Source organism: Ralstonia sp. R-29, assembly GCF_049913345.1.
GTDB lineage: Bacteria > Pseudomonadota > Gammaproteobacteria > Burkholderiales > Burkholderiaceae > Ralstonia.
Window position 1 is genome coordinate 558,804 of sequence record NZ_CP184378.1, and the last position, 24,277, is coordinate 583,080.

The window sequence follows — 24,277 nt, forward strand, 5'->3', positions numbered from 1 at the left end:
TGGTTAGATCAGCCCGCGTTCTCGGCAGGTGGATCGCCCAACCCGAGCAACTCTTCAATCTGCGACAGCGTCGCATCATCCTTGACCACCGTGCGCAGCCACGCGTGCAACGGCATGTCGCCCCACTTGGCGGCCCGTGCGGCAAGGTAGGCAACCGGGCTGTGCGGCTCGGTCTGGCGGAAGAACTCGGCCACGTCGCGCAACTGGTTCAGCGCCTGCGCGCGCGAGCGGATCGGGCCAGCCACCACCACCGTTTCGACCGCGCCCTCTGCGGTGGATTGCGCGGCCGGCTGCTGCGCGCCCTTGGTTTCCACTGCGGTGGGCTTGGGTTCCGGCTTGCCGCCGAAACGCTCCACCAGCGCGCGGACTGCCTGCAACGACTCACGTGCGGCGCGGAAGCTGGGTGCGTGATCGCCGGCACGCCCATCGAGCACGGATTGCAAACGCAGCAACGCAGCACCACAGCCCACTACATCATCGTGCAGCGTCTTGTAGAACGCCGCCGGTGTTGCGCGGCGCGCGGATTCAAACTGCTCCTGCGTGACCTTGCCGCGCGCGAGTTCGTCGGCCTGATCCGGGTCGCGGCGGATGGCCTCGACCAGGCTGGTCGCCACTTCCCAATCGACCGTGTTGTAGCCGCCCTTGGCCGGGTCGACGAGCGGCACCTCGCGAATCAGTTGGCTAGAACGCGTGGCAAGCCATGCCATGCTGCCCATGCGGGCTTCCGGGTCGTCGGCTTCGGGCAGCGGATACAGGTGCTCCCAGAACTGCTCGCACAGGCCGGCAATCAGCTCGTACCCCTCACGCAGGCCGGCAAAGCCACGGTCCTTTGACAGTGCTTCCGTCAGCCACGCGGCGAGGCGCAGATCCTTCGTGCGCTTCTGCAGCAGCGACGTGCTCTCGTTGATGACGGCACGCCAGTCGGCCTCCTTGATCTCGGTCACCCAGTCGCCCTGGTCGAGCGATGGGTCATCGAAGCGGCGCGCTTCTTGAATGGTGTCGAATTCTGCGGAGAAGAGCATGTCTTCGCCGCAGGGTTGGGCGCCGGGCAGCGGCGTGAGTAGTTGTTCGAACGGAAGAGAAGCCATGGTCTGAAGCAAGAAGCCGGAGAGTGATATGAACGTCAGGGTTTGGCGACGCGGCAATCCGCCAGCGCCAGCGTGAGCCCTACGAACTGGCGGTTCAGGCAGTCCAGCGTGATGTCTTTGCTGGGTTTGTACGCGGCCAGCTTGTGGTCGGCAAACAGTGCCTTGAGCGCCTCACGCTGATCGTCCTGAAACGGTGCGCCCACCTTCAGGTCTTCGGTCATGGCCAGCGTATTCAGGCTGTCGTCGGACAGCGGGTAGACCTGGCCCTTGAAGACGAGGCGACGGCCGTCGTATTTCTTGGAGGCGGTCGGGGCGTCCTTGAAGTACTCGGTCAGCACCTGGCGGTACGACACCTGCAGCGGCGCGTCATCCTGCGCAAAGGCAGGCGCACCAAGCAGCGCGGCCAGAGCCGACACGGCAGTGAGGCGGAACAGTGCGTTCATATCAGCGGGCGTGAAATGGGATGTCCGCGCGCACGGGGCGGACGGTAGAGATGCTACGCAGGCTTGGGGCGCTTGGGGGGATTGTTTCTAAATCTTCATGTGGCGGCGCGTCTTTGGGATACGGCTCTATTGGTCGTACACACCCAACACCGATGTCCCCATCCAACTCGTTTTTATCGAGAGCAAAGCCGGTCTGCCGTCATCAGCCTTGGACCCCAACTCAGTCGTGCCGCTCGCGCTGAACGAAAGGGTCTCACCTTTTAGCGTTCCTTCCAGAACTTCGTATCTAACCTCAGTGCGCTCTAAGCTTCGATTGCTTTTCGGAGTGATGAATGTACTTACGCGCTTTGCTTTCACAACTGCGCCTTTACCATACGAGGCGTTGTACAGATTCATGACGGTACTGCCACCGGCGGTCACGGCGACCAGCCCTGTCGCAAAGAGAAGGGCGTTCATCCCCGTCGTTGCCTTCTCAAACTGCTTTGCAAAATCTGCATCCTCGATTCGGATGGCAATGATGGCTTGAAAAAACGCAAACACCATCAGGGCGGCGAAAACGAGCGGATACCGTAGCCACCACCATCGTGCGCTCTGAAAACCTTGCCATGAATATGGGTCGGCAAGGCCAAAGGTGATCAGCAAGGTCACCGGGATAGCGATCAGGAGCGTCAGTACGAGGCAAAAAATACCGAGATCGTCAGATGGGCTCTCTTGCGCGTCAGGCATCCTGTTTCGCGCCCGACTGCTGGGCCGGCAGCCGATAGAGCTCCACCTGCTTTCGCCCAGAGTTCTGCGGATCGTTCCGCAAGACCAGGAGGCCTTGGCGCCGCGTATCCCATCCAATCACTTGGATCATGTAGTCATCTTCGCCGGGTGAGCGCGGCAGAACAAATGGCACCCAGGAATGGCCCTTGTCCCGGCTATAGAAATAGGCATTAGCCGATGAGTAGCCACAGTTGCGCGTATGGGAGAAATAAGGCGGCATGTAGCAAGCAACGATGTTCCATGCGGTATCGCCCCTAGCGTGCACAACCCATCCGTCACTGCCGAGCCAAACCTTGTCGACCCAAGGGGCGGCGCCCCGAATGTCTGGGATGGCGCTCGTTGTCCAATTCCCGGTTGTCGGGTCGAAATAGCGTAAACGGCCATCTGGCTGCGCGAACAAGGCGTCTCTGGAATCCGATTGCAGGACACGGTAGCTCTGCTCGTGCGCTGGGCCCGCATCTGGTGTCGCCGTGACATTGCGCACGGCCACTGGCGAGCTAGAGAAATCCAGTTCAAAACGGCGGGCCTCGACCAACTGCTGGCTTTTTTCTTCCCCATGATCATCCACGGTGATCAGCGACATCGTCGACCAGCCGACTGCCTTGTCGCCTGGCGCAGACAACAAAGCCCACTTCGTATCGCGTATTTGGTGCTCGCGTTCCGAAATGTCCGACCATACGGTCTTGCTCAAATCGATGTTCTGCCAGGAGCGGCCGCCATCAAACGTTGTCCACACCTGACGATCATGATCAAAGGCATAGGCGCGGGTTTCTGATACATAGCCGTGAAATTCGGTGCTGGATGGCACCGTGGTCTTCGGATCGAATTTCCAAGTGCGTCCGCCATCATTACTGATAAACGCGGTGTAGAAACTCGGGCCCTTGTTCGCCTCGCGTTCGGGGAATTCCCCTGAGCCAAACACGATCCGCTTGCCGCCGGGTGACGTCACAAAGTCGAGAGACAGGTTGTTTTCGATGCTGGCTACGATGTCAATCTTGCCGTCGTCTGTCATGCGGGCAATGAATTGCCGCTTTTGTCCGCGGCTCAAGCTGCCCATCAGGACCTGTGCGGCTAAATCTTGATGACCTGCCGCCGCCATCCTGACCGCAGATTCCGCCGCCATCCGGTTGCCCAACTCCCTTAGCCGCTCTGCCCTGGACGGCACTTGAGTGTCCAGGATTGCGCCAGGAAGCGGCGTTGTGTCGCCGTCCTGTCTCAAGTCCACCACCGTGCCGGTCAGAAGCTGAACGCCATTGGCGTCGACCCACTCGACGTCCGTGATGTCAAACGGAAGCTTTGCGTCCGTCTTGAAGACAATCTCCGGTGGGGCAAGCGGTTGGCCCAGCGGCCGCAGTTGACGCTGGTCAATCACCGTAACGGTCACGAGCATGCCAACAAACGCGATGGCTGCTACAGAAAGTGCGATTTTGATTTTGGGTTTCATTCTTTGGGACGCAGACGCCTGCGCGTCATCAACGTCGAAGGCGGGTTGCCTCTCGGATCAGGTCAATTGCGGAATAGACGTCGATAGCCGTGAGTGCGAAGACGATATGGAGACCGACGAAGGTCGTAAGGTGGTGATGCTACGCAGCCTTGGTGCGGGCGGTGTTTCTAAATCTTCATCTGGCTGTCGTCGGCGATGGCCGTGCGAAGCACAACCAGCGGTGGGCATCGGCAAAATCTGATTTATAGTTCCGCCCTTGCTTGAAGGAAGTCGTGGTCGCTACACTTGCGGCCATCATTTCCGGTGCCATAGCGGAAGTGGTCGAGGGTCTTCAAAGGGCGAGCCAGGCTTGGACGGCTTCGGCCGTGCCGACTGCCATGCATCGGTGTTCCAACCTTGCCTGTGCTCGCCCGCCCCCTTCCTAGGGCGTGGCGCGGTTCCATTCATTCATGAACAGGACACCCGATGACCCGCTCGATTCCCCAATCCCTCGACCCCAATCGTGTTGAAGCGCATGCGGAGTTGTTCGACAAGCTGTCGAAACTACGCACGTTGCTAGGCATGTTGCATTCCAATGGCTTTGAACACTTCCGCAGCCTGGACGAGCACCGCCAAGCGGATTACCTGTGGACGTGTATGGAATACGCGAACGGTGCCTATGACGCGATGCTGGTTTCGGATGGGGTGATGGGCGGGGTCTGAGGCTGCGGGTGCCGAAGCCAGCGCGAAGAACCCCGTTCCCGGCACCATGTGCTCCGCTTTCGGCGCGTACAGATGGAAAGGGGTATGTCGGAGCTATCTGCCAAGCACCAGCTGTTCGACTTCTTGTTCACTCAAGGCAGGGCCACCAGCAGCGGCGATGATCTCGGGCGAGAACGCAGGCACCTTGCCGACCCCCGAACGGCGTAGCTTTTCTCCTGGCTGAATCGGCGCACCACCCTCTTCCATGTAGCGACGGATGTGCTCATAGAGCCGCCATAGAACCGCGTCTTCCCACCATCCTGCATAGCCGATGTTCACGATCTCTTTACACAGATTGGGTTTATCTGCCTCGCCCCAAAGGAGGGTTAGGAAATACGTCTGTCTAGCTGCAGCCCCGGTGAATTGAGTCATCTTGTAGCTGCGTGCTTTGACGTCATCCCATGAGTACGTGCGAGGTTCTGCGACGCGTTGTACTTTCCAGAACCGGAAGAAGACGAATGGTCGAAGTTGGATGAAGCTGACTTGTCGTGTTTTCCTGTTAAAGAGCACAGGCAAATCCCGTGGCAAGAAAAACACAATCTTGAAACAAGCCACGGCAGCAAGAAACGCGATGACGGAACAAAAAATCATTAGCGCAGACATGCCTATGAGCATGAGTTCACTCGGATCCCATATTGCACCCCCCGCATACGCAAACATGACCATGAAAACTGTCATGCTGACGAAAAATAGTGTTCCAAAAATAGTCTTGCCCTCTGATCCCAGCGGGGAGCCAACCTCTATAGCTTCCGGATAGACGTTCAATAGCGATTCGCATGTGCTTCCAACCAAATGCACAGGCCGATGTTTGTTGTCCGGAGCAACACGCCACGGGTTTCGTTGAGCCTGCAATGTGCGTTTCTTCGCTTTCGGAAACTCGAAATATGGTTCGGGCTGATTCCACTCCGGTAGCAGCACACGAAAATCAGGATTGCCCTGGGACATCTTGGAAGATCTAACTGTATTCTGGTAAAGGGATTCGCAACGCCAAGATCACGCACCCGAAGCCAGTCTTGCTGGTAGGTTCGTCGGGTGTCTCGGTCTTGTCCACCATGGCATATCGCAACGGGTTTCTTTGCTAAGCTGAATCAATGCAGGGGCGAGGAGGCTGGATGGCTGGCATTCAGTTTAGCCATGAAGCCAAACCTCAAGCCGACGCGTCGACTTGCTCTTCCTGTCGAACGCCCGCCATCCGCTCCACTTCTACCTCGCTCAAAGCCGGGCCGCCAGCCGCTGCAATCACCTCTGGGGGGAAATCCATTGGCTTGCGCTTGCTGGCAGGCTTGCGTAGTCGCTCACCCGGCTGAATAGGCGGTCCACCTTCCTCCATGTAGCGACGGATGTGCTCCCAGACTTGGAACAGTCGTTCGTCTTCAAAGTAGCCTTCGTAGCCGATTGGAACGCAATCCTTGACGACGTTGCGGCCGTGTTCGTCTTTCATCCCCCAAAGCAGCACCATCCAATACGAATCATGAAACGATTTGCCCGCATTGGACACGAGGAGCTTGTAGCTGCGTACCTTGACTTCGTCCCAAGGGTAGGTGCACACACCAGAATTTGTGAACTCCCAAAACCTGAAAAATTTCGGGCGAGTGGGGCGAACAAATGAAATTGTTCTCTTGGCTCTGTTGAAAATGATTGGCCAATCTGAAGGCATCCGAACGGAAAAATTGAAGAACCAAGCTCCAATCAAGGAAAATATAATGGAAAAAACCACGCAAAATGCCAAACCAAAAACATCGACCTCCTCCGAAAAGAAGGCAATATCTATCGCATTCCATAGGAATAAGAGTCCAGCCGTTGCTGCGATGATCACCGCGAACCATCCCAGCCCTTTTCTATTTCTCCCGTAGGGAGACCCCATGGCAATAGCGTCGGGGTACACGCTCACGAGACAATCTCGCGTTCCCGCAAGCTGATGTACCTGCACGTGTTTGTCGTCAGGCACAACTCGCCAAGGATTCTTGTCCGGAGGAAGGATCGGTTTCAGCTTCTCCAAAATCAAAAAATCCGGCTCCTTTTTGTCCCATACCGGCAACAACACTGCCTTCTGTTGGACTTCATCGCCGGTGTGCATCACATCCCTAGTCAATCTTGCATCTCCTCATCAACAATCAGCGAGCGCCCCCCTGAGGTCGCGTTATCCCCCCCGGAGAGTGTGAAAACTTGCACTGTTGCTCGTGCCTTGCGGAATACCGACATGTCCACGGTGGAGGACAGTATCAAAGTGGTGACGCCATTGTCCGATTTCTCTGAAAATTTCGGCGTAATTTCCCCTACAGATGACGGCAGGCTGGATGCAATGGAGCTTGAGCCAGCGTAGGACGCTGTTCCAATTAGTACTTCACCTTTTGCCCCTGAGCCGTAGATGCGCATCTCCCAGCCCAATCGGCTGCGCAAGGTCTGCGGAAGCATGAACCGTAGCCACGCCTCTCGTGTGTAGGGCTGTTCGCCACCCAATAGCCCAGCGCCGTCCGCCGCCATGGCCGACGTAGCCAAATTTTCAATAACATTCCATCGGAATGAAAAATCGATCTGCGCACATAAGAGAACCTTGTTCGCTTCACGTTCTTCGGCCTCAATATTGGCCCAGCGATCCGAAGCCTGTCCCCAGATAGTCTTCGCAGCCCAAGTCTCGGGAGGGCGATCCTTAACCAGCAGTATTACAAAACCAACAATGACTCCAATCGCGACAAGAACTAAGCCAATACCAGTCAACGCGGCCACACTGAGACCAACTGCACCACCGGCTGCTGCCCCCACACCCGCCAAAGCTGCTAGCGCAAAGATTGCACTCTGGAGCCAAAAACCATATTTGGCGACATTATCCCCATCATTTCCCGCCTTTTTTCCGTTTACATATGCCTGTGCGGCATCTACGGCAGTGGACCCCGCAGCCAGGTATCCAGCGATGCGCTTGATCCCCTCCACTGCCGCGGTTCTGCCCACATGCTCAAGATATTGCGCCCGCAATTCATGAAGCGCCGCAGTCAGCCCGAGCCCAGCCGATAGCAACCCAAATCGAGCTGCGGTGCGTTCCTGATCGCTGCCATTGGCATAGTCACCACATGCCTTGTGAATCAAGAGCACTTGCAAGAAGCCCGAACCTGCGGACATCACGCCGCTTGCGCTCATGGCCAACTTCATATGCCCTTTGGCCAGTTCCGATGTCTTCACGGCGTCAATGAATTGCGTGGCTGCGCGAGCGGCCTTGGCACCATAGATCTCAGCAGGTGCCACAAGATAGCGAGCACTTCTTGTTGCGGTCTTGCTGACTTTGCTGAGCGTTGCCTCTGGATTGCTCACCATCAGGTATACGTCAACCATACCCATCGCCGTCTTCGGTGCACCATTCATTTCCATGGTGACAGCCGAGTTGAGCAGCAGACTTTCGACCTTGTTCTTGCCATCCTTCACGGTTTGCCTGATGGCTTCGGCTACGTCGCCACGCATGACGTTCCAGACTCGAACAGCATCCGAGAGCGGCATCTGCACACGCATAAGCTTGAGCAGGGGATCCGCTTCGCTGCGGGTCATCACCATCATGGTGATGAGCTTCAACTGGTACCGTAGCTTTTCAGAGATCTGGCCGGCCTGCAGATCCAGCTTTGTGATGACGGCTGTGGTCGTTCCCAGCAAGGCCTGCGCCGCACACCGAGCGTCGTCCAGCAAAGGCTCCGCGCGAGCGCCAACGGCCTTTTTGAGGGGTTCCAAATCCATGAGGGCTTTGCCTGTATCCCACTCCTTGGAAACTTGGTCCTTATCCGTCAGCCAGTCGATGAACTCCTTCTGATTGCCTAGCAAAGCCCGCGTGAGCAGCGCTTCCTTATCATCAAACTTGGACGTCAGAAAAGGCTTGAACCACTTCGCCCCTTCGTCGGACATGGGGCCGCCAAGCGTCAGGTTGGCAACGCATTTGGCGTAGTAGACCCCGTCGATATGGGTTGCATCGTCAAAATCGTGGGAGGTCAGAAGTTTGCGAGCGTCGCTCTGCAACCACGCTTTGTAGTCCTTCTCGACTTCAGCCAGATGCTTTTGGTCGGCTGCCGCCTTATCCCGATATCGCTGCAGATACTGGGCATACGAACCACTGGGGCCATTGGGCGCAGGTAGGTTTCTCAGCTTGCCGAGTAGGCGCGTCCGCGCATCCTTGGTGTCCTTGTCAATCTCACCAGCACCGGGGATACGGACGGTTCCGTTGCTAGGATCCGGATGCCAAAACCTGGGATTCATCCCCGGCTTGACCAGGTTCGGCGTGAATTCAGCATCCGGGGGCAGCCGACCATCCCTCTTCATCGCATCGAACTGCGTGCGCGTAACCTTCATGCCCTGCAGCTTGGAGAATTCAGCGTTGCGATCCTTATGCTGCTGACCATTCTGCTCAATCAATTTGAGCATGCCCTCGATCTGCAAGGCGGATTGGAACTTGCGGGCCTCTTCCTTAGTTGCGACAGACTCTGCCGCTGAATTGCACAAGGTGATCCGGCGCTGTGCAGCTTCCGTCGTGATGCCTTCCGCATCAGGCACGCACACCATCATCAGCTTTGCGTCGGTATACGCCTTATCCGACAGCTTCTCGACCATCGTGTGGGCCTGCTTCCACAGCAACTGCGCGTCGTCCGGGCGTACTTTCTGCTTAGGGTTGCTGAAGAGTGGCGAGGGTTGCTTTTCGTCCTGAGCATCCGGCGACGGGGCTGCCGCAGCGCCGTTCGTCTGACCTGCCTTGGCGGGGATCAAGCGTGGGAACGGATTCCCACGCAATACGTCAGGCTTGAGAGCGCCATCGTAGTCAGGCATGCAGCGGGCGACGTTCTCAGGAGTCAGCACGATTGACGCGTCGCTTGTGCTTGCGGGCGCGTTGATGCAGGCCATCCGCTTGTCACGGAGATCGAGCTGGCGTCCATATTTCCTCAAGGTCGCCGCACTCCATGGCGACGTGCTGAAGCCGACCCACACTCGCTTTGTTAGCTTCGGTTGCGGAATCACAAAAAGCATCGCCGTAGCGTAGCTTTCACTGCGTTTGCACGAGAAGGCTTCCCCGTCTTTGCCCGCCATGGCCAGAGGGATCGGGGTCAGATAACCACCGTGATCAACGCGGAACACGTGCCACCCATGCTGCTTGACGAGTTCTGGCGTGTGCGCTTTTTCGTAGTATGCATATAGATACCCGGCTCGCAGCGTTCGTAGGACGTAGCCCGATGCCACCAGATTAGGAGCCTGCTGCTTCTTGACTACTGGCGCTAGAATGCTGGCTCTCGCGCTCGCGTAGCCTTTCTCCGCCAGCCCCAGGCGGGTCAGCAGTACAGGCAAGCCAGCCTTCACGCAGGATGGGCATCCCTGCGCGCCGCACGCGGGCTTGGCAGATGCTGCAGCAACTTGCGCGTTCCGTGAGTAGCTGACGGATTGACCTTCGGCCATGATTCGATTCCAGTGAGTGTCTAAATGATTTCGGGCGCACTACCCGCCATCAATTCATGTCGAATGCGGTCCCACCCCTCGGGATCCGGAATTTCTGCCAGCGCATCGAGCAGCGGCATATCGGTGCCTTGCGCCTTGCGTACCAGTTCGACCACGCGCGGATGCTCGCAAAGGCCGGGGTGAATCTGCAACTGATAGGCGCTCATCAGCACAATGTCGGAGGGTTCAGTCACGCCCAACAACCGGACTGATTTCAACGCTTTCTCGATCTGGCGCAAGTAATCGGTCGGCAGCGATTCAGCAAAACTGATCCAACCGCGCAGCATCTGCTGTGCAAGCTCGCAGTCGTGCAAGCGTGCCCATTGCGCTGGTGTGAGCGGCTCCGGCGCCTGACTCGTGTTGGTTTGCTCAGCTCGCGCCTTTTCTTGTGCGACCAGTTCACCGCGTCGGTCCAGTCGCCACCATTGCGAGATTGGTCCCAGCCACTTTTGCCGCTGTAGCTCAGAAAGGACGGGCCAGAGCCACTCCATCACGCGGCGATCAGCCAAGCGCAGATACCGCCAGCCGACGCGTGGCTCGAAGGGACGTATCAAGGTTTGCAGATGCCGCGCTAAGGCGCGGGGCTCTGCGGCGGATCGCAACCAGCCCCCAATGGCAAAGCCCTCACGGCTCTCCAGCTCGGGGCTGCTCTGCTCTGACAGGGCCAGGCTGACGCTTGCCGACAGCACTTCGACCGCGCTCGGCTTGAGTTTGATGAGTCTGGGCCACTGATCTTTCCGCAATTGAGGCAAATTGATCGGAATGGGACAGACTTCGCAACCGCTAGCCGCCAAGTCGATATCAGCGAGCGGTTCATGCAGCATCGGGTCTACCAGTAGATAGCCATACTGACCATCGTCTGCTTGCAAATGCTCACCCAGCACCCGTACTAGCGTTTCAAGTTGCATAGGATGTATTAGATGAGTGCTGCGCCACCGGCAGCCGCGCCCTCATCTTTGGTAGGACACGCCTTCAGGTCGCCTTTCTTCAATTCGGTGTTGCCGGTTGCCCCACCCGGCCCCACCATCCGATGCCCCGCCCCCTTAAACGTCACCATCCCCGGCGCATGCAGTTCAATCGTGCCGTTCGTCACCTTGATCTGCGCGCCGGCCGCATTGACGATCACATGCTGCTTTGCCTCGGCGGTGACGTTGCCCTGCGTGGATGCCACGGTCACGGCTTTCTCGGCCACCAGGTGGCTCTCGCCCTTGAGGCTGGACAGGCCGACCTTGCCGCTGGCCGCGTGCATGGCGATACCTGGGGTGGCATCGCTGGTTTGCCCGACGGCCTTGCCGTGCGCGTACAGGCTCAGCCCGTCGGCCACAGCAACGGAGAGATTGCCGCCCGCCGCAACGTTCGTATCCTGCTTGGCGGTCAACGTGACTTGCGTGCCCGCCACCAACACGGCATCGGCGGGCGTTGTCGCCAGCACACCTTTGGGTGCGGACACCTGCAGATGCGGTTCGCTGTAGGCGACGGCCTCGGCGCCCTGGCCTGCGCTTTCCGTGTGGCGCAGCACCTCGGTGGTGTGGCGCAGTTGCTTGAGCGCGGGCAGTTCCTTCGCATCAGGTTCGTCGGGCAAGCCGGCTTTCTGCTTCTTTGCCGCATCGGCCAGTGATTCGGCCAGGTCGCTCATCGCTTCGATCTGGCTGGCGGCGGCTTCGCTGTCTTGCAGCGGGGCGCTGGTGCCGGCGCTGTGCGCGGTGAGCAGCAGGCCGGCGCCGGCGCGCACGCTGCCGCTGTCGTCGGTGGCGAGTGCGGCGCCGTGGCCGAGGTCGGCCTGGCGCGCGCTGTCGATCTGTTCCTTGTGATGGCCGAGCACGAGGCCGGTGGCGGCCTGTGTGGTGCTGAGCTGCGTGCGGCCCTGGCCTTCGGTGTCGTCAAAGACGAGCTGGTTGTAGCCCGACGAGCCCGTTTGGCTGCCAGCCAGCGCCTGCGTCTTGATGCCGGACAGCACCGCATTGTGGGCGTATGCGCCTTGGCTCTTGGCGTCGCCGGCAAACCAGGCGGGGGCGTTGCCGGTGGCGCCAGCAGCGCCGGCCTGGTTCTGGTTGTACTGCGCATCCGTCTGACCGCGGCCGTTGTAGGCGGCGCCCACCACCACGGGCCGGTCGATGTCGCCTTGCAGGAATTCCACCAGCACTTCCTGACCGACGCGCGGCAGTGCTACGCCGCCCCAGTTGGGGCCGGCCACCGGGGCGGTCACACGCACCCATGCGCCCAGGCCGGCGCTGGCGCGTGCGTTGTCATCACCCGCCGGATGCGATTGGCGGCTGGACGAACGCGCCCCACGCTGCCAATGGAATTGCACCTTGATGCGGTGGTCCCGGTCGGTATGCACCGGCCCTTCGGCACCGACGACGAGCGCCGTCTGGCTGCCGTTGACGGTCGGGCGCGGGTGCAGCGCGCGGCCCTGGGCATCGCTCTGCTGCGGGCGCACGGGCACGTTGTCGCGCACCACGGTGAAGTGGTTGCGGTAGAACGGCGCATCGTCACCGTTGGCTTGGTTGCTGCCGGCGGCCAGTACGTCGCTGCGGCCAAGCGAACCGAGCGTGCCGAGCGTTTCCGTCAGCACCTGGCCAAAGCGGTCGTTGAAGTTATTGCGCGCCTGGTGCGTGACGGCCAGCACAGCAAAACGCTGTTCGCCGTCGTCGTGGTCGAAGTGGTCTTGCAGTTGGAAGCGCGTGCCGGTGGCCAAGGTGCGCACGCTGCCTTCGCCGTCGAACTGCTTGTCGCGCAGTTCCAGCGCTTCCATCATCAGCCGGGCGACACGCTGCGCCTGGTTGTTGTCTTCAAACCAGTACTGGCCGGGGTAGTCGGTGTCTTGCAGCGTGAGTTGCGGGCCGTCGCTGCCTTGCTGTTGCGCGTTGCCCTGGGCACCCACTTGCGCTGTGCGTTTGGCATTGGCGCGGTAGTCCCAACTGGCGATGGATACGGCGTTGGTCTGCCAGCGGCGCGCGCCCTGCCAGCGATCGATCACGTCTTCGGTGGCGGTGGCGTCGGCGCGGCCGAAACGGATGCTCGCCTGCGCGTTGTCGACAAACACGTCGTTGGCATCGGCGATGACCATGCGATGCGCGCCCAGCGCTTCGCCGTCCTTGGCTTCGTGCTCGAAGAAGTAGAACAGCCCTTCTTCTGCCAGCAGGCGCGTGACGAAATCGAAATCGCTTTCTTCGTATTGCGTGATGACGCTGCGGCGCGTGTAGACCGAACTGTCGCGCAAGGCCCAGCGCCATGCGGGCACGAGTCGGCCTTGCCCCTGGTAGTCGCCAAACAGGCTGTCGATCACCTCGATGACCGACATGTCCTGAAACAGGAAGCTGTCTTGCCGATGACGCAGGAAGGCCAGCCAGGGCTCGATGACGAGCCGGTAGCGCACCAGCCCGCCGTTGGCGCCAATCTGCTCAAACCGCGTGACGTGGCCGTGGAACGGGCGCAGCGTGCTGCGGCTCTGCTGCGTCAGCAAATCCAGCCGCACGGGTTGCCCGAGCAGCTTGGCCGAGTCGATGCCGGCGTTGTCGGACAGCGCCGTGAGTTCCAGGCGGAAGCCGCCCGCGTCGATGTGCTCGGCGGCATCGAGTTGCTCGGGCAGCAGCGCGTTGGGCCCCAGCGGGGTTTCCAGCCGCAGCAGGCGGTCAGCCTGGGTGAAGGCTGCACGCAGCAGGTTGGCCAGTTCGGTCGGAGAGACCATGGTGTGCTCGCTTATTGAATGCGGTACTTGAAGTCGCCGTCTTTACCCACGCTCACCTTGATCTTCTCAATGCTGCCGCCTTCGGCCATGCGGGTGAGCACCGATTCGGCAATCTGAGGCAGCAACGTGCCGTTGAGGATGTGGTCGACCGCGCGGGCGCCGGCGTCGACCTCCGTGCAGCGTGCGAGCACCGATTCAATGAGCGCGTTGTCCCACTGGAACGTCGCCTTGTGGTTGACGGCCACACGGTCGCGGATGCGGCCCAGCTTGAGCGTGATGATCTCGGTCAGCACGTCGTCGGAAATCGGGTAGTACGGCACCACCTTCATGCGGCCCAGGAATGCCGGCTTGAACGCCTTGTAAAGCGTCGGGCGCAGCAGTTCGGCCAGCGCATCGGCATCAGGCAATTCCTCAGCGGCCTTGTTCAGGCACGCTTGCATGATGTTCGACGAGCCCACGTTCGACGTGAGGATGATGATGGTGTTGCGGAAGTCGATCGGGCGGCCTTCGGCATCGTCCATCTCGCCCTTGTCGAACACCTGGAAGAACATCTCCAGCACGTCGGGGTGGGCCTTCTCCACTTCGTCCAGCAGCACCACGCTATACGGGTTGCGGCGCACGGCTTCGGTCAGCACGCCACCTTCGCCATAGCCGACATAGCCCGGCGGCGAGCCCTTGAGGCCCGACACGCTGTGCGCTTCCTGGTACTCGCTCATGTTGATGGTGATGAGCTTGCGTTCGCCACCGTAGAGGATGTCGGCCAGCGCCAGCGCGGTTTCCGTTTTGCCCACGCCCGAGGGGCCGGCAAACATGAAGACGCCGCGCGGCTTGTTCGGGTCTTCCAGATTGGCGGTGGCGGTGCGCACGCGCTGCGCGATGGCATCCAGCGCATGGTCCTGGCCGATCACGCGGGCGGTCAGCAGCGGCTTGAGGTTCAGCACCGTGCGCAGTTCGTCCTTGACCATGCGGCCCAGCGGAATGCCCGTCCATGCCGAGACGATTTCCGACACCACATGGCCGTCCACCTGCAGCGGCACCATGGGCGATTCGCCTTGCAGGGCGCGCAGTTCGGCGATCAGCTTGGCGAGTTCGTCCTGCTCATCTGCCTTGTCTGCACCACGCTTGCGCTTGGAGATGGAGACGACATCGCTGTTGGCGGCCACGGGCAGTGCACTGTCTTCGCTGGCTTGCGCGTTGCCGCTTTCGCGGGCCTCGCGCAGCGCCTGGATGCGGGCGACGAGCTCGCGTTCCTTCGCCAGGCGTTCCGTGTTTTGCGCGACGCGCTGTTCCAGTTCGGTGCGTTGCTCGTTCAGCGCTTTCAGGCGCGCGTCGTGCTCGGCGCCGGCGCTTTGCTCGCGCTCCAGCGCGTCGATCTCGCCTTGCAGGCGTTCCAGCGTTTTCTCGTCGTCTTCAATGGCGCCAGGCGTGGCGCTTTGGCCGAGTGCCACCTTGGCGCACGCCGTGTCCAGCACGCTGACGGCCTTGTCCGGCAGTTGGCGGCCGCTGATATAGCGATGCGACAGCCGCACCGCCTCGGTAATCGCCTCGTCCAGCACGCGCACGCCAAAGTGGCGCTCCATCAGCCCCGCCATGCCGCGCAGCATGGAGGCTGCCAGCGGCTCGCTCGGCTCTTCCACCTTCACGACCTGGAAGCGGCGGGCCAATGCGGCGTCTTTCTCGAAGTACTTCTTGTATTCGCTCCACGTGGTGGCGGCAATCGTGCGCAGCTCACCGCGTGCGAGCGCAGGCTTGAGCAGGTTGGCGGCGTCGTTCTGGCCTGCCTGACCGCCCGCACCGATGATGGTGTGCGCCTCATCGATGAACAGGATGATCGGCTTGGGGCTCTTCTTCACCTCGTCGATCACGTTCTTGAGGCGGTTCTCAAACTCGCCCTTCACGCTGGCGCCGGCTTGCAAGAGGCCCATGTCCAGCGTGCGCAGCGTCACGCCCTGCAGCGGCGGCGGCACGTCGTTGGCGGCCACGCGCAATGCCAGCCCTTCCACCACGGCGGTCTTGCCCACGCCTGCCTCGCCGGTGAGGATCGGGTTGTTCTGGCGACGGCGCATCAGGATGTCGATCACCTGGCGGATCTCGGCATCGCGGCCGATCACAGGGTCGATGCGGCCGTCGCGGGCCGATTGCGTCAGGTCGACGGTGAACTGATCCAGCGCTGGTGTCGCCGTCAGGGCGGCAGCGGGCTTGCCAGCTTCGCCTTGCGATGCGTCTGCGCTGTCGTCGGCAATGTCCACGGCCTGCTCTTGCTCGTCCGAACCCGAAGTCAGACGATCGAAATCGTGCTTGAGACGGTCGGCGTCAATCTGGGCGAAGAGGCGCGAACCGCGTTGCGCGAGGGCCGACAGGCTAGGCTCCGTCAGCAACGCCAGCAGCAGATGGCCGGAGCGGATGCGCGTGATTTGCGAATCGAGCGATGCGATCAGCCAGCCGTGCTCGAACAGCTTCGGCAGATAGGGCGAGAACGCCGGCGTGCGCGTGTTACCGGTTTGGAAGCGGCCGATCTCGGCTTCCAGGTCACGCTGCAGTGCGGCCAGGTCGATGCCACTGGCGCGGGCGGCCACGGCAAAGTCGCTGCGGCGGTTTTCCAGCAGCGCCAGGAACAGGTGTTCGAGATCCACCTCGTAGTTGCCGCGCGCCATGCAGATGGAAGCCGCGCGCTCGGCGGCTTGCCGGCTGGTCGCGTTCAGCTTGGCGATCAGGGTTTTGAGTGGGATGGCCATGGCAGCTGCGCTCCGAAGATTCGATGAAAGAGTCGAGAAACGTCGATGAAGATGTGGGTGTTCAATGCAGCGGTGCGAGCGTGTATTCCGCGTCGCTGCGGTCTTGCTGCGCGGGGCGGGAACACAGGAAGGTGTCCCAGCCCAATCGGCCAGCATTCTGCCCATCGTTGCTGTTGTCCAGCGTGCTGCCCGTCACGTCTTGCTGGCGCAGGATCAGCTTGATCTCGAACTCCAGCGTGGTGCCGCACAGGATGGTCAGCATCTTGCGCAGCGCCAGCGAGCCCGACGCGCCGGGCAGAAAATTGCGGTATTGCTCGCGCTTGAGCGGCCCCATCCACAGGCGCACACGCAAGTCGCGTTGCCACACACGGGCACCGGCCAGCGCGGTGGCGCCCAGCACATTGCTGGTACTGCCCAGCCGCGTGTATTGCGATGCCGGCACGCGATACCACCCGCCCACAAACTGCTCCACGCGCACCGGCGCCTGAAAGTAGTCCGACAGCACGCGCTGCAGATACGCCGCAGACACCGGGCGATGCCGGATCGCCGTGGCATAGCCGGCCAGCGCTTCATCAAGGATGGGGCCGGGCGTGGTGGACAGATCCGCGCGCAGCGATTTGTCTGCGGCGCCCGCCAGCGACAGCAGCAGCGGCAGGTAGTGCTTGTTGCTGTCGACTTCGTACTGAAACGGCAGGCGGTACTTCTTCCACGCCAGGTAGAACAGTGCCGTGGCGCGGTTCGAGAAGATGTCGAAGAACGCCCGCGCGGCGCGATCGCGCCAGACGGATTCGCGCTCGGCGACGATCTCGGTATAGCGCAGCGGCAAGGCGCCCTGCCCACCCAGCATGCCGAAGAACGTGGGCGTGATGGCCAGCGTGTCGAGCGCGCCCTCTTCCAGCGCGGCGATGAACGCGGTGTCGGTTTCGAGCATCTCGGCGGTTACGCCGTGTGCCTCGATGCCCTGCAACTCGCTGGGCGGAAACGACAGCGACAGCGTGTTGCGAAAGCTCACGCGCGTGGCCAGCGCCTGCTCGGGCGCCATGCCACCTTCGCGCGCAAAGAGCTGTTCCAGCAGCCGAACGGCCTGGAAGAACTGGTACCGGTACGGCTGCTTGAGCAGCCGCCGGATCACACCAGGATCGATTCGCCGCTGCGAGGTGCGCATTTGACCAATTCCTTGCCGCTGCGGCGGGATACCGCAATCAACTGCACAAAGCTGTTCATGTGGACGTACAGGCCGAAGAAGTGGTCCAGCACGCGGATAAACCGGTGCAGCCCGGTGCCGACAAAGGCGTCTTCATCCAGCGTGAGGCGCACTTCCAGGCCGCGCACGAAGGTGGCGAACGGCTTGCCCGCCAGCCATTGCGTTGCCGGCTGGTAGTCCAACCCGACAATGCCTTCGATCTGCCGAGCGGAAATCGCGTTGCGCGGCAAGTCGTGCAGACGCAGCATCTCTTTCAAGGTCGGCAAGCCGTTCTGCACCAGCGACAGATGGTTCAGCGCCAGCAGCGAGATCAAGCGCCACTGCGCCGCGCGCCCGCCGCCAAACCGCATGGAAGGCGTCGGCTTGCGCAGGAAGATGATGTTGCGGGCAATGGAGCTGCCTTCCATCGACAGATCACCATCCGGCTGGCCAAACGCCAGGGTGGACGGCAAATCGCGGTTCGTGCAGGTGACGGTCAGGCTCAGCGTATCGGTCTGCGGGCTGGCGGGGTCGAACTGCGTATCGACGATGGAGATTTCTGTCTCGAAACCCGGGCTGCGCTGCGCAATCAGTTCATTGCGACGCGCCAGCCAGTAGTGGCCCGCGCGGCCGGGTTCCTCACCATGGTGCAGCGAGTAGAACGGGCGGAACTCCGTCACCTTTTCGTGCGCGGCGGTTTCACGCACCAGTTGCACGTTGTCGATGGAATAGATGTCAAAGCCGTGCGCGCGCCGGCTGTCGGCCACCACCGGGTAGGCGCTGGCTGTGTGTTCAATGCGGATCGGGTCGGCCTTCTGCTGGAACAGGTTGACCACCGGCGTGCAGTGCAGGCGCAGGTGCTCGGCTTGCAGGTTCTCCAGCAGGCGTGCCGCGTGCGAATCGCTGCGCAATTCCTTGAGCACCAGGTGCAGCGTCAGGCGACGCACCGGAACACCCGGTGTCATGCCACGGCGCACTGCGGCAAGGTCGATGTCGAAGAAGTTGAACTTCTCCGCAAAGCTGAAGTGCTCGGTCAGCAACCGATAGGCCGGATGCGAACGCGCGGGGCAATCGATCAGCGCTTCGTTCTCGGCAAAGCCGACTTCGTGCAGCGGCACACCCGACAGGCGCTTCCATACGCCGCTGCGCTCGGCTTCCATGTAGGCCGCAGCGGTGTGGAGGAACAGCGCATCGCCCAGAGCCGCCACGAACGACGGTTCGCCGTCCATGTAGATACGCAGCTTGTCCAGCGCGAGCGATTCAAAGCCGCCGCGCTCGCCCATGTATTCCAACGTGATGGCGATGGCGCCCGTCGCCCCCTTGGGCAATTGCACGGCAGTGGGGGCCGAGACAGCGCGCTCGAAGGTCGCGCCAACCACGCGCACCGGCGCGAAGGTGACGTCGTATGCGGTGCGGAAGCGGCATTCCACCTTGCGCACCACGCGTGTGGTGAGGAAGGTGCCGCGCGCAATGGTGACGGGGGCGCTCAACTGCGCGGCCACGCCACGCACATCGAAATGCGCCACCGAGCACGATGGAAACGGCCGCAGGTAGTGCGGGTACAGCACCTCCAGCAGCGCTTCCGTAAATTCGGGGTAGTCGTCGTCGAGCTTCTTGTTGACGCGTGCCGTCAGGAAGGCAAATGACTCGATCATCCGCTCGACGTGCGGATCGTCGCAGCCGTCGCCGGACATCGCCAGCCGACCGGCCACCTTCGGATACCGCTCGGCAAAGTCGCGCGAGTACCGGCGCAGGAAGGCCAGTTCTCGTTCGTAGTAAGGGAGCAGCTCTTCCATGCTTCGTGGCGATCCGGTGGTTGGTGTTCTTGCGCGGTTCTCCCGCAGCTTCAGCCGCGTCCGCGCGCGACGGAGTAGCGCAGCGTTGACGGTTGCAGCGTCGCGTCGAACGTCACCGGCTCACGTGCGGGCCCGACCAGCAGCACGGCACTGATCCCAAAGCACAGGGCATTGGTGGCGCGCTCGTTGATCTCCAGCGACACATTCACATGCTGCAGACGCGGCTCGTGCCGCTCGATCGCCTTGGTGAGCGATTGGCAGATGTAGTTGCGGTCGTAGAAACTGGCCAGGCTCAGGCCGGCAAAATCGTTCAGGCCGTAGGTGAGCAACGACCGCTTGCACTCCGGCAAGCCGTGCAGGTCTTCTTCCTCAAACACGATGCGCGTGTTGAGCAAGGATTCAATGTCGCGTGCCACGTTGCCCTTGAGTTCTTCCAGCGAGAGCTGGCGCAATGCCGTGGGCATGGGCGCATGGGGCTCGTCGTCGAAGAGCTTGTCGAGCAGGCTGGGTTCGAAGCCTTTCATATGCAGCTATAAAACAAGATGCCGCAGCACGGTGGCTGCGGCTCTTGTTATCAGAACAACACCAAACGTTAGACCGAGTAGGTCTTGTCGTTCTTGGTGAGGCTCCAGGCGCCTTGCGAGTTACCGCCCTGGCCGCCAGCGCCCTTCTGCTGCGTGTACTTCCACTGCACAGCGGCGTAGCGCAGGCTGAACGTGTCGGTCGGGATGCCTTGTGCAACCACTTGCGAATCCACTTCGCTCAGGATGGCGTTCTTCAGCTTGACTTCGAGGTACTTCACGCGGTTGCCTTCGCCGTCCGCGCGGAAGAATTCGATGGTGACTTCACCGAAGGTCGTGCCGCCCGAAGCGTGCTGATACAGCAGCGGGCTGACAACGTCCAGGTCCTTCGAGAAGACCATGTCGCGGTGCTCGCAACGCTCAGCCGTGTGGCCGCCGGCGGTCGAAGCCGTGGCCGAACGCGGTTGGCTGATGGCTTGCGACCAGCTGTTGATTTCGATCCAGTCCTTGTGATCCTTGTCTTGCGACTCGCCCTTGATTGCCGGGCTGTCGAACTTGACGTAGATATCCTTCATACAGAGACCCTCTTCGATAGATTGGTTGTTGGTACTGCTACGGGTAACGAGCGTAACGGGGGTGTTATGCCCGAACATTCCCCCCCGGGGAGAGTCCGGTCAGGAATTACGAGTTGGCTGGCTTTGGCAGATCCGCCACGAGGCGCAGCGAGATCGAAAGTTCGTCCAACTGGAAGTGCGGCCGCAGGAACGCCACCGAGCGGTAGGTGCCCGGCTTGCCAGGTACTTCCTTGACTTCAATCGACGCTTCACGCAGCGGGAATTGCGCTTTCTGCTCTTGCGTCGCGTTGTCGTCCAGCAGCACGTATTGCGAGATCCAGCGGTTCAGGAACGTTTCCACGTTCTTGGCCGAAGCAAAGCTGCCGATCTTGTCGCGCATCATCGCCTTCAGGTAGTGCGCCACGCGCGAGACCGAGAAGATGTACTGCAGCTGCGCAGACAGCACCGAGTTCGCATTCGCACTGTCGGTGTCGTACTTCTTGGCCTTCTGCACCGATTGCGCTGCGAAGAACGCGGCGTAGTCGGAGTTCTTGCAATGCACGAGCGGGATGAAACCGAGGTCGCTCAGCTCCTTCTCGCGGCGGTCGGTAATGGCGATTTCGGTCGGGCACTTGAGTGCGATCTCGCCATCGTCGGTCTTGAAGGTGTGCGTCGGCAGGTCTTCCACCAGGCCGCCACCTTCCACGCCACGGATAGCAGCGCACCAGCCGAAGTCGTCAAACGCTGCCGTCAGGCGCGCGCCAAAGGCCCAGGCAGCGTTGCACCACAGGTACTTGCTGTGGTCGGTGCCGTCCACGTCTTCAACAAAGTTGAAGCTCTCGACCACGGTGCCGTCCTTCGGGTTGTACGGCAGGCGACCCAGGAAGCGCGGCATGGTCAGGCCAACGTAGCGCGAGTCTTCCGAATCACGGAACGACTTCCACTTGGCGTACTCCACCGTGTCGAACACCTTGGCCAGGTCGCGCGGCTTGCCCAGATCGGCAAACGATTCCAGACCCAGCAGCTCAGGCGACGACGACGCGATAAACGGTGCATGCGCGGCAGCCGCCACGTGCGCCATCTGCTCGATGAAGTACATGTCTTCGGGCTGGCGCGTGACTTCGTAGTCGCCGATCAGCGCGCCGAACGGTGCACCACCAAACGTGCCGAATTCTTCTTCGTAGACCTTCTTGAACAGCGCGCTCTGATCAAACTCGATGGCCGTCTTGAAGTCCTTCACCAGGTCGCGCTTGGTGGCGTTGAGCGCCTTGATCTTGATCGTCTGGCCGGTGTTCGTTTCCTTGACCAGATAGTTCAACCCACGCCAGGTGGATTCCAGCTTCTGGAATTCCGGCGCGTGCATGACCGCGCTCAACTGCTGCGAGATCAAGCGGTCCAGCTCGGCCACACGCGCATCCAGCGTGGCCGACAGGTTGTCGGACACCACCACGGTGCCGTTGAGCACCTGGCTGGCCAGCTCGCCAATGATGTCCTTGGCGCGTGCACGCTCGGAGTCGGATTTGGCAACACGGCTTTGCTCGACGATGCTGTCGAGCAAGCTGAGTTCTTCGGCAACCGCGGCGCCTTGTGCGGCGGATTGGTTCTCAAGCATCTTCGCCTCCGGTGTTCTTGGCGCCGAGCTTCTTCGCGTTTTCGGTGTTCTTCAGCACTTCGGCCAGCAGGTCTTCCAGCTTGTCGTTGCCAGCCATCTTGTTGCGCAGGTCGGCCAGCTTGGAGCGGGCTTCCAGCAGCTTGCGCAGCGGCTCAACCTGCTCAACCACGGCTTCCGGGCTGAAGTCTTCAATCGAGCGGAACTTCAGGTCGACGCCAAAGCGGCCACCCTCTTCCGTCAGCGTGTTGGGCACTTGGAATGCCGCACGCGGCTCCACGCCCTTCATCACATCGTCAAAGTTGTCGCGGTCGATGTTGACGAACTTGCGGTCGCGCAGTTTGGGCTGTTCCACTTCGGATTGCCCCGACAGATCCGCCACCACGCCCACCACGAACGGCAGTTCCTTTTGCTCGATTGCATCGCCGATCTCGACGTCGTATGTCAGTTGGACGCGCGGCGGGCGCACCTTCTGCAGACGCTTCTGCACACTTTCTTTTTTAGCCATGACTTTCCTCCACAGGCGTGAAATTGGCGCAGGGCTTAGCGCAGCGAGCTGAACGGGTCGGCGCTACCGCTGCTGGCGCCCGCAGCTGCGGCCGGCGCAGCGGTGGAAGCACCATGGTTGGCAGCCTCGGCGGCCGGCGCAGCAGCAGGCCCCGTACGGCGTACGACGCGGCGGCGCACCGGTTGGGTCTTCTGCTCAGCCGGGAACAGGACTTGTTCGCCCAGCGTGTCACGCAGCATGCGGGCCAGCACCTGTGCGTCGGTCTTGACGTCGCCAGCCAGCGCGCTGTCGGCACGCAGTTCCTGCAGCGAGCGGCGCGCCACGCGCAGGCCGCTCACGGCCAGGATGCTCTTGGCCTGGCGGTCAGCGTTGTCACGTTGCAGCGCCTCTTCCGCCGCCAGGATGGCTTGCGGATATTTGTCTGCGGCGAACTGCAGTTGGGCGATGCGCACCCACGGCTCGTCGCGCGTCGGGTTCTGCTTGGCGATCTGTTGATACAGGTCGATGGCCTTGTCTTGCTGGCCACCCTTGGCGGCGGTTTCCGCCTCCGACATGCTTTGTTTGAATGCCTCGTCGGTCTGCGGGCCTGGGTTGGAGGTCGCGCAACCCGTGATCAGGGCGGCGGCACCAGCGAGCACGATGAGGGAACGGAGAACGCGGGAAATAGGCAGGGATTTGGCCACGGCGAGACTCTTCAAGGTTTCAAAGCGGTGTGTCGAAATCCAAGCATCCAATCAAATTCGCCGGAATTGGCGCGTTAAATGTTGGTCTCGACTGGCGCGAAATAGTACACTCCGCTCGTCGCCGTTGACAACCAAAAACGGATTATTACGAAACCGAAACATCCTTTTGATTCAACCGCTTACAGCAAGGTTTGGCCACAAACCGCGATTATTAAGAAACCGAAACATTCGAGCCAATTCCGTTTATTAAGAAATCGAAACATTAGCCGCTTTCGCCCGATTTGACGGGCGGCGGCACGGGTCAAATCAAGAGAATTAAATAATCCAGAAATCAGGCATGAAGACGATGAAATTCGACACGGCATGGAGGCAGCCGGGCTGCGACGGCCTCCCACGGCGCCGAGTCGCGACGATGTTCAAGCTGATGCTGGCGGGTGCCAGCGTGGTGGCCCTGGGGGCCTGCTCGACCGGCGCCAGCGTGCTGGCCGGCGCGGCCAACGGTGCGCTGGAAGCGATCGGGCTGAAATCGTCGAACGTGCCCGACTCGCAAAAGCCGCCGCGCGAGGTGCCGCTCAAGCTGACGGCCGGCAACAACCTGAACGCCGCGAATGATCGGCGCCCGGTTGCGGTGGTGGTCCGCCTGTATTCGCTGAAGGACCCGACCAGCTTCCTGCAGGCGCCGTACGACACCTTCATCGACCCGGCGCGCGAGAAGCAGACCTTGGGCGCGGACCTTGTACAGGTGCGCGAGATGACGCTGATCCCCGGTCAACGCTATGACTTTACAGAGAAGGTCTCGCGCGAGGCGACGACGCTTGGCGTGGTGGCGCTGTTCCGCAGCCCCGCCGCCCAGCGCTGGAAGTTCGCCTTCAACACGGAGAAGAACGAGAAGTCCGGCATCGTGATCGGGCTGCACGCCTGCGCCATGACGCTGGCCAGCGGTACGCCGACGACGCCTGCTGGCAGCACGCCGCTGACCGACCTCAATCTGCTGTCGGCCGCACCCTGCGGTAGCTGAGCCCGCGCACTGATGCACCAGCACTAAAGACGAGACGAGAA

19 protein-coding genes are annotated in these 24,277 nt (G+C 61.2%); 2 read left to right on the top strand and 17 right to left on the bottom strand.

Annotated elements, in window-relative coordinates; genetic code table 11:
• Positions 1 to 8: 8 nt before the first annotated feature.
• From tssA to ACN9M1_RS19715, 4 genes are all read right to left on the bottom strand, one after another.
• Positions 9 to 1,088, bottom strand: a complete 1,080-nt coding sequence (gene tssA, locus ACN9M1_RS19700; protein WP_426400238.1) for a type VI secretion system protein TssA — start codon at positions 1,086 to 1,088, stop codon at positions 9 to 11.
• A 35-nt stretch (positions 1,089 to 1,123) separates the two neighbouring features.
• On the bottom strand, positions 1,124 to 1,531 hold the full coding sequence (locus ACN9M1_RS19705; RefSeq protein ID WP_426400239.1) for a hypothetical protein: 408 nt from the start codon (positions 1,529 to 1,531) through the stop codon (positions 1,124 to 1,126).
• Between the two features lie 126 nt (positions 1,532 to 1,657).
• Positions 1,658 to 2,257: a hypothetical protein gene (locus tag ACN9M1_RS19710; RefSeq protein ID WP_426400240.1), complete on the bottom strand. Its 600-nt coding sequence runs from the start codon at positions 2,255 to 2,257 to the stop codon at positions 1,658 to 1,660.
• Complete coding sequence (locus ACN9M1_RS19715) at positions 2,250 to 3,740, bottom strand: hypothetical protein (protein WP_426400241.1); 1,491 nt, start codon at positions 3,738 to 3,740, stop codon at positions 2,250 to 2,252. The genes ACN9M1_RS19710 and ACN9M1_RS19715 overlap by 8 nt, the downstream gene beginning before the upstream one ends.
• Before the next feature lie 465 nt (positions 3,741 to 4,205).
• Here ACN9M1_RS19715 and ACN9M1_RS19720 point away from each other — a divergent pair, with 465 nt between their 5' ends.
• The gene (locus ACN9M1_RS19720) at positions 4,206 to 4,442 is read left to right on the top strand and encodes a hypothetical protein (RefSeq protein ID WP_426400242.1); all 237 of its coding nucleotides are present in this window, start codon (positions 4,206 to 4,208) and stop codon (positions 4,440 to 4,442) included.
• Positions 4,443 to 4,535: 93 nt separating this feature from the next.
• Here ACN9M1_RS19720 and ACN9M1_RS19725 read toward each other — a convergent pair whose 3' ends face one another.
• The 13 genes from ACN9M1_RS19725 to ACN9M1_RS19785 all read right to left on the bottom strand — a co-directional run bounded on the left by ACN9M1_RS19725 (position 4,536) and on the right by ACN9M1_RS19785 (position 23,218).
• Complete coding sequence (locus ACN9M1_RS19725; RefSeq protein WP_426400243.1) at positions 4,536 to 5,426, bottom strand: DUF6708 domain-containing protein; 891 nt, start codon at positions 5,424 to 5,426, stop codon at positions 4,536 to 4,538.
• A gap of 202 nt (positions 5,427 to 5,628) precedes the next feature.
• Positions 5,629 to 6,558: a DUF6708 domain-containing protein gene (locus ACN9M1_RS19730; RefSeq protein WP_426400244.1), complete on the bottom strand. Its 930-nt coding sequence runs from the start codon at positions 6,556 to 6,558 to the stop codon at positions 5,629 to 5,631.
• An 11-nt stretch (positions 6,559 to 6,569) separates the two neighbouring features.
• Positions 6,570 to 9,899 (bottom strand): T6SS effector BTH_I2691 family protein, encoded by a 3,330-nt coding sequence (locus tag ACN9M1_RS19735; protein ID WP_426400245.1) that lies wholly within the window; start codon positions 9,897 to 9,899, stop codon positions 6,570 to 6,572.
• A gap of 20 nt (positions 9,900 to 9,919) precedes the next feature.
• The gene (locus ACN9M1_RS19740) at positions 9,920 to 10,846 is read right to left on the bottom strand and encodes a DUF4123 domain-containing protein (RefSeq protein ID WP_426400246.1); all 927 of its coding nucleotides are present in this window, start codon (positions 10,844 to 10,846) and stop codon (positions 9,920 to 9,922) included.
• A gap of 8 nt (positions 10,847 to 10,854) precedes the next feature.
• Complete coding sequence (locus ACN9M1_RS19745) at positions 10,855 to 13,629, bottom strand: type VI secretion system Vgr family protein (RefSeq protein WP_426400247.1); 2,775 nt, start codon at positions 13,627 to 13,629, stop codon at positions 10,855 to 10,857.
• Between the two features lie 11 nt (positions 13,630 to 13,640).
• Complete coding sequence (gene tssH / locus ACN9M1_RS19750) at positions 13,641 to 16,364, bottom strand: type VI secretion system ATPase TssH (RefSeq protein ID WP_426400248.1); 2,724 nt, start codon at positions 16,362 to 16,364, stop codon at positions 13,641 to 13,643.
• A 61-nt stretch (positions 16,365 to 16,425) separates the two neighbouring features.
• Entirely contained in the window at positions 16,426 to 17,529 is a 1,104-nt protein-coding gene (gene tssG, locus ACN9M1_RS19755; protein ID WP_426400249.1) for a type VI secretion system baseplate subunit TssG, read from the bottom strand.
• Positions 17,493 to 19,343 carry a type VI secretion system baseplate subunit TssF gene (gene tssF / locus ACN9M1_RS19760; protein WP_426400250.1) on the bottom strand — a complete coding sequence of 617 codons (1,851 nt, stop codon included), beginning with the start codon at positions 19,341 to 19,343 and terminating at the stop codon, positions 17,493 to 17,495. The genes tssG and tssF overlap by 37 nt, the downstream gene beginning before the upstream one ends.
• Positions 19,344 to 19,393: 50 nt before the next feature.
• Positions 19,394 to 19,867: a type VI secretion system baseplate subunit TssE gene (gene tssE, locus ACN9M1_RS19765; RefSeq protein ID WP_426400251.1), complete on the bottom strand. Its 474-nt coding sequence runs from the start codon at positions 19,865 to 19,867 to the stop codon at positions 19,394 to 19,396.
• A 68-nt stretch (positions 19,868 to 19,935) separates the two neighbouring features.
• Positions 19,936 to 20,439: an Hcp family type VI secretion system effector gene (locus ACN9M1_RS19770; protein ID WP_426400252.1), complete on the bottom strand. Its 504-nt coding sequence runs from the start codon at positions 20,437 to 20,439 to the stop codon at positions 19,936 to 19,938.
• Between the two features lie 106 nt (positions 20,440 to 20,545).
• Positions 20,546 to 22,030, bottom strand: coding sequence for a type VI secretion system contractile sheath large subunit (tssC, locus tag ACN9M1_RS19775; protein ID WP_426400253.1), 1,485 nt, complete (start codon positions 22,028 to 22,030; stop codon positions 20,546 to 20,548).
• The gene (gene tssB, locus ACN9M1_RS19780; RefSeq protein WP_426400254.1) at positions 22,023 to 22,535 is read right to left on the bottom strand and encodes a type VI secretion system contractile sheath small subunit; all 513 of its coding nucleotides are present in this window, start codon (positions 22,533 to 22,535) and stop codon (positions 22,023 to 22,025) included. The genes tssC and tssB overlap by 8 nt, the downstream gene beginning before the upstream one ends.
• Positions 22,536 to 22,570: 35 nt before the next feature.
• The gene (locus ACN9M1_RS19785; protein WP_426400255.1) at positions 22,571 to 23,218 is read right to left on the bottom strand and encodes a hypothetical protein; all 648 of its coding nucleotides are present in this window, start codon (positions 23,216 to 23,218) and stop codon (positions 22,571 to 22,573) included.
• A gap of 412 nt (positions 23,219 to 23,630) precedes the next feature.
• Between ACN9M1_RS19785 and tssJ the strand changes: the two genes are divergently transcribed.
• Entirely contained in the window at positions 23,631 to 24,236 is a 606-nt protein-coding gene (gene tssJ, locus ACN9M1_RS19790) for a type VI secretion system lipoprotein TssJ (RefSeq protein WP_426400689.1), read from the top strand.
• Positions 24,237 to 24,277 lie beyond the last annotated feature (41 nt).

Excerpts from the sequence above, each read along its gene's own strand:
- ACN9M1_RS19730 (WP_426400244.1), bottom strand. The coding sequence starts at position 6,558 with ATGCACACCGGCGATGAAGTCCAACAGAAGGCAGTGTTGTTGCCGGTA.
- tssE (WP_426400251.1), bottom strand. The coding sequence starts at position 19,867 with ATGAAAGGCTTCGAACCCAGCCTGCTCGACAAGCTCTTCGACGACGAG.
- ACN9M1_RS19745 (WP_426400247.1), bottom strand. The coding sequence starts at position 13,629 with ATGGTCTCTCCGACCGAACTGGCCAACCTGCTGCGTGCAGCCTTCACC.
- tssJ (WP_426400689.1), top strand. The coding sequence starts at position 23,631 with ATGTTCAAGCTGATGCTGGCGGGTGCCAGCGTGGTGGCCCTGGGGGCC.
- ACN9M1_RS19725 (WP_426400243.1), bottom strand. The coding sequence starts at position 5,426 with ATGTCCCAGGGCAATCCTGATTTTCGTGTGCTGCTACCGGAGTGGAAT.
- ACN9M1_RS19740 (WP_426400246.1), bottom strand. The coding sequence starts at position 10,846 with ATGCAACTTGAAACGCTAGTACGGGTGCTGGGTGAGCATTTGCAAGCA.
- tssG (WP_426400249.1), bottom strand. The coding sequence starts at position 17,529 with ATGCGCACCTCGCAGCGGCGAATCGATCCTGGTGTGATCCGGCGGCTG.
- tssA (WP_426400238.1), bottom strand. The coding sequence starts at position 1,088 with ATGGCTTCTCTTCCGTTCGAACAACTACTCACGCCGCTGCCCGGCGCC.
- tssC (WP_426400253.1), bottom strand. The coding sequence starts at position 22,030 with ATGCTTGAGAACCAATCCGCCGCACAAGGCGCCGCGGTTGCCGAAGAA.
- tssH (WP_426400248.1), bottom strand. The coding sequence starts at position 16,364 with ATGGCCATCCCACTCAAAACCCTGATCGCCAAGCTGAACGCGACCAGC.
- ACN9M1_RS19735 (WP_426400245.1), bottom strand. The coding sequence starts at position 9,899 with ATGGCCGAAGGTCAATCCGTCAGCTACTCACGGAACGCGCAAGTTGCT.
- ACN9M1_RS19705 (WP_426400239.1), bottom strand. The coding sequence starts at position 1,531 with ATGAACGCACTGTTCCGCCTCACTGCCGTGTCGGCTCTGGCCGCGCTG.
- ACN9M1_RS19715 (WP_426400241.1), bottom strand. The coding sequence starts at position 3,740 with ATGAAACCCAAAATCAAAATCGCACTTTCTGTAGCAGCCATCGCGTTT.
- ACN9M1_RS19710 (WP_426400240.1), bottom strand. The coding sequence starts at position 2,257 with ATGCCTGACGCGCAAGAGAGCCCATCTGACGATCTCGGTATTTTTTGC.
- tssB (WP_426400254.1), bottom strand. The coding sequence starts at position 22,535 with ATGGCTAAAAAAGAAAGTGTGCAGAAGCGTCTGCAGAAGGTGCGCCCG.
- ACN9M1_RS19770 (WP_426400252.1), bottom strand. The coding sequence starts at position 20,439 with ATGAAGGATATCTACGTCAAGTTCGACAGCCCGGCAATCAAGGGCGAG.
- ACN9M1_RS19720 (WP_426400242.1), top strand. The coding sequence starts at position 4,206 with ATGACCCGCTCGATTCCCCAATCCCTCGACCCCAATCGTGTTGAAGCG.
- tssF (WP_426400250.1), bottom strand. The coding sequence starts at position 19,343 with ATGGAAGAGCTGCTCCCTTACTACGAACGAGAACTGGCCTTCCTGCGC.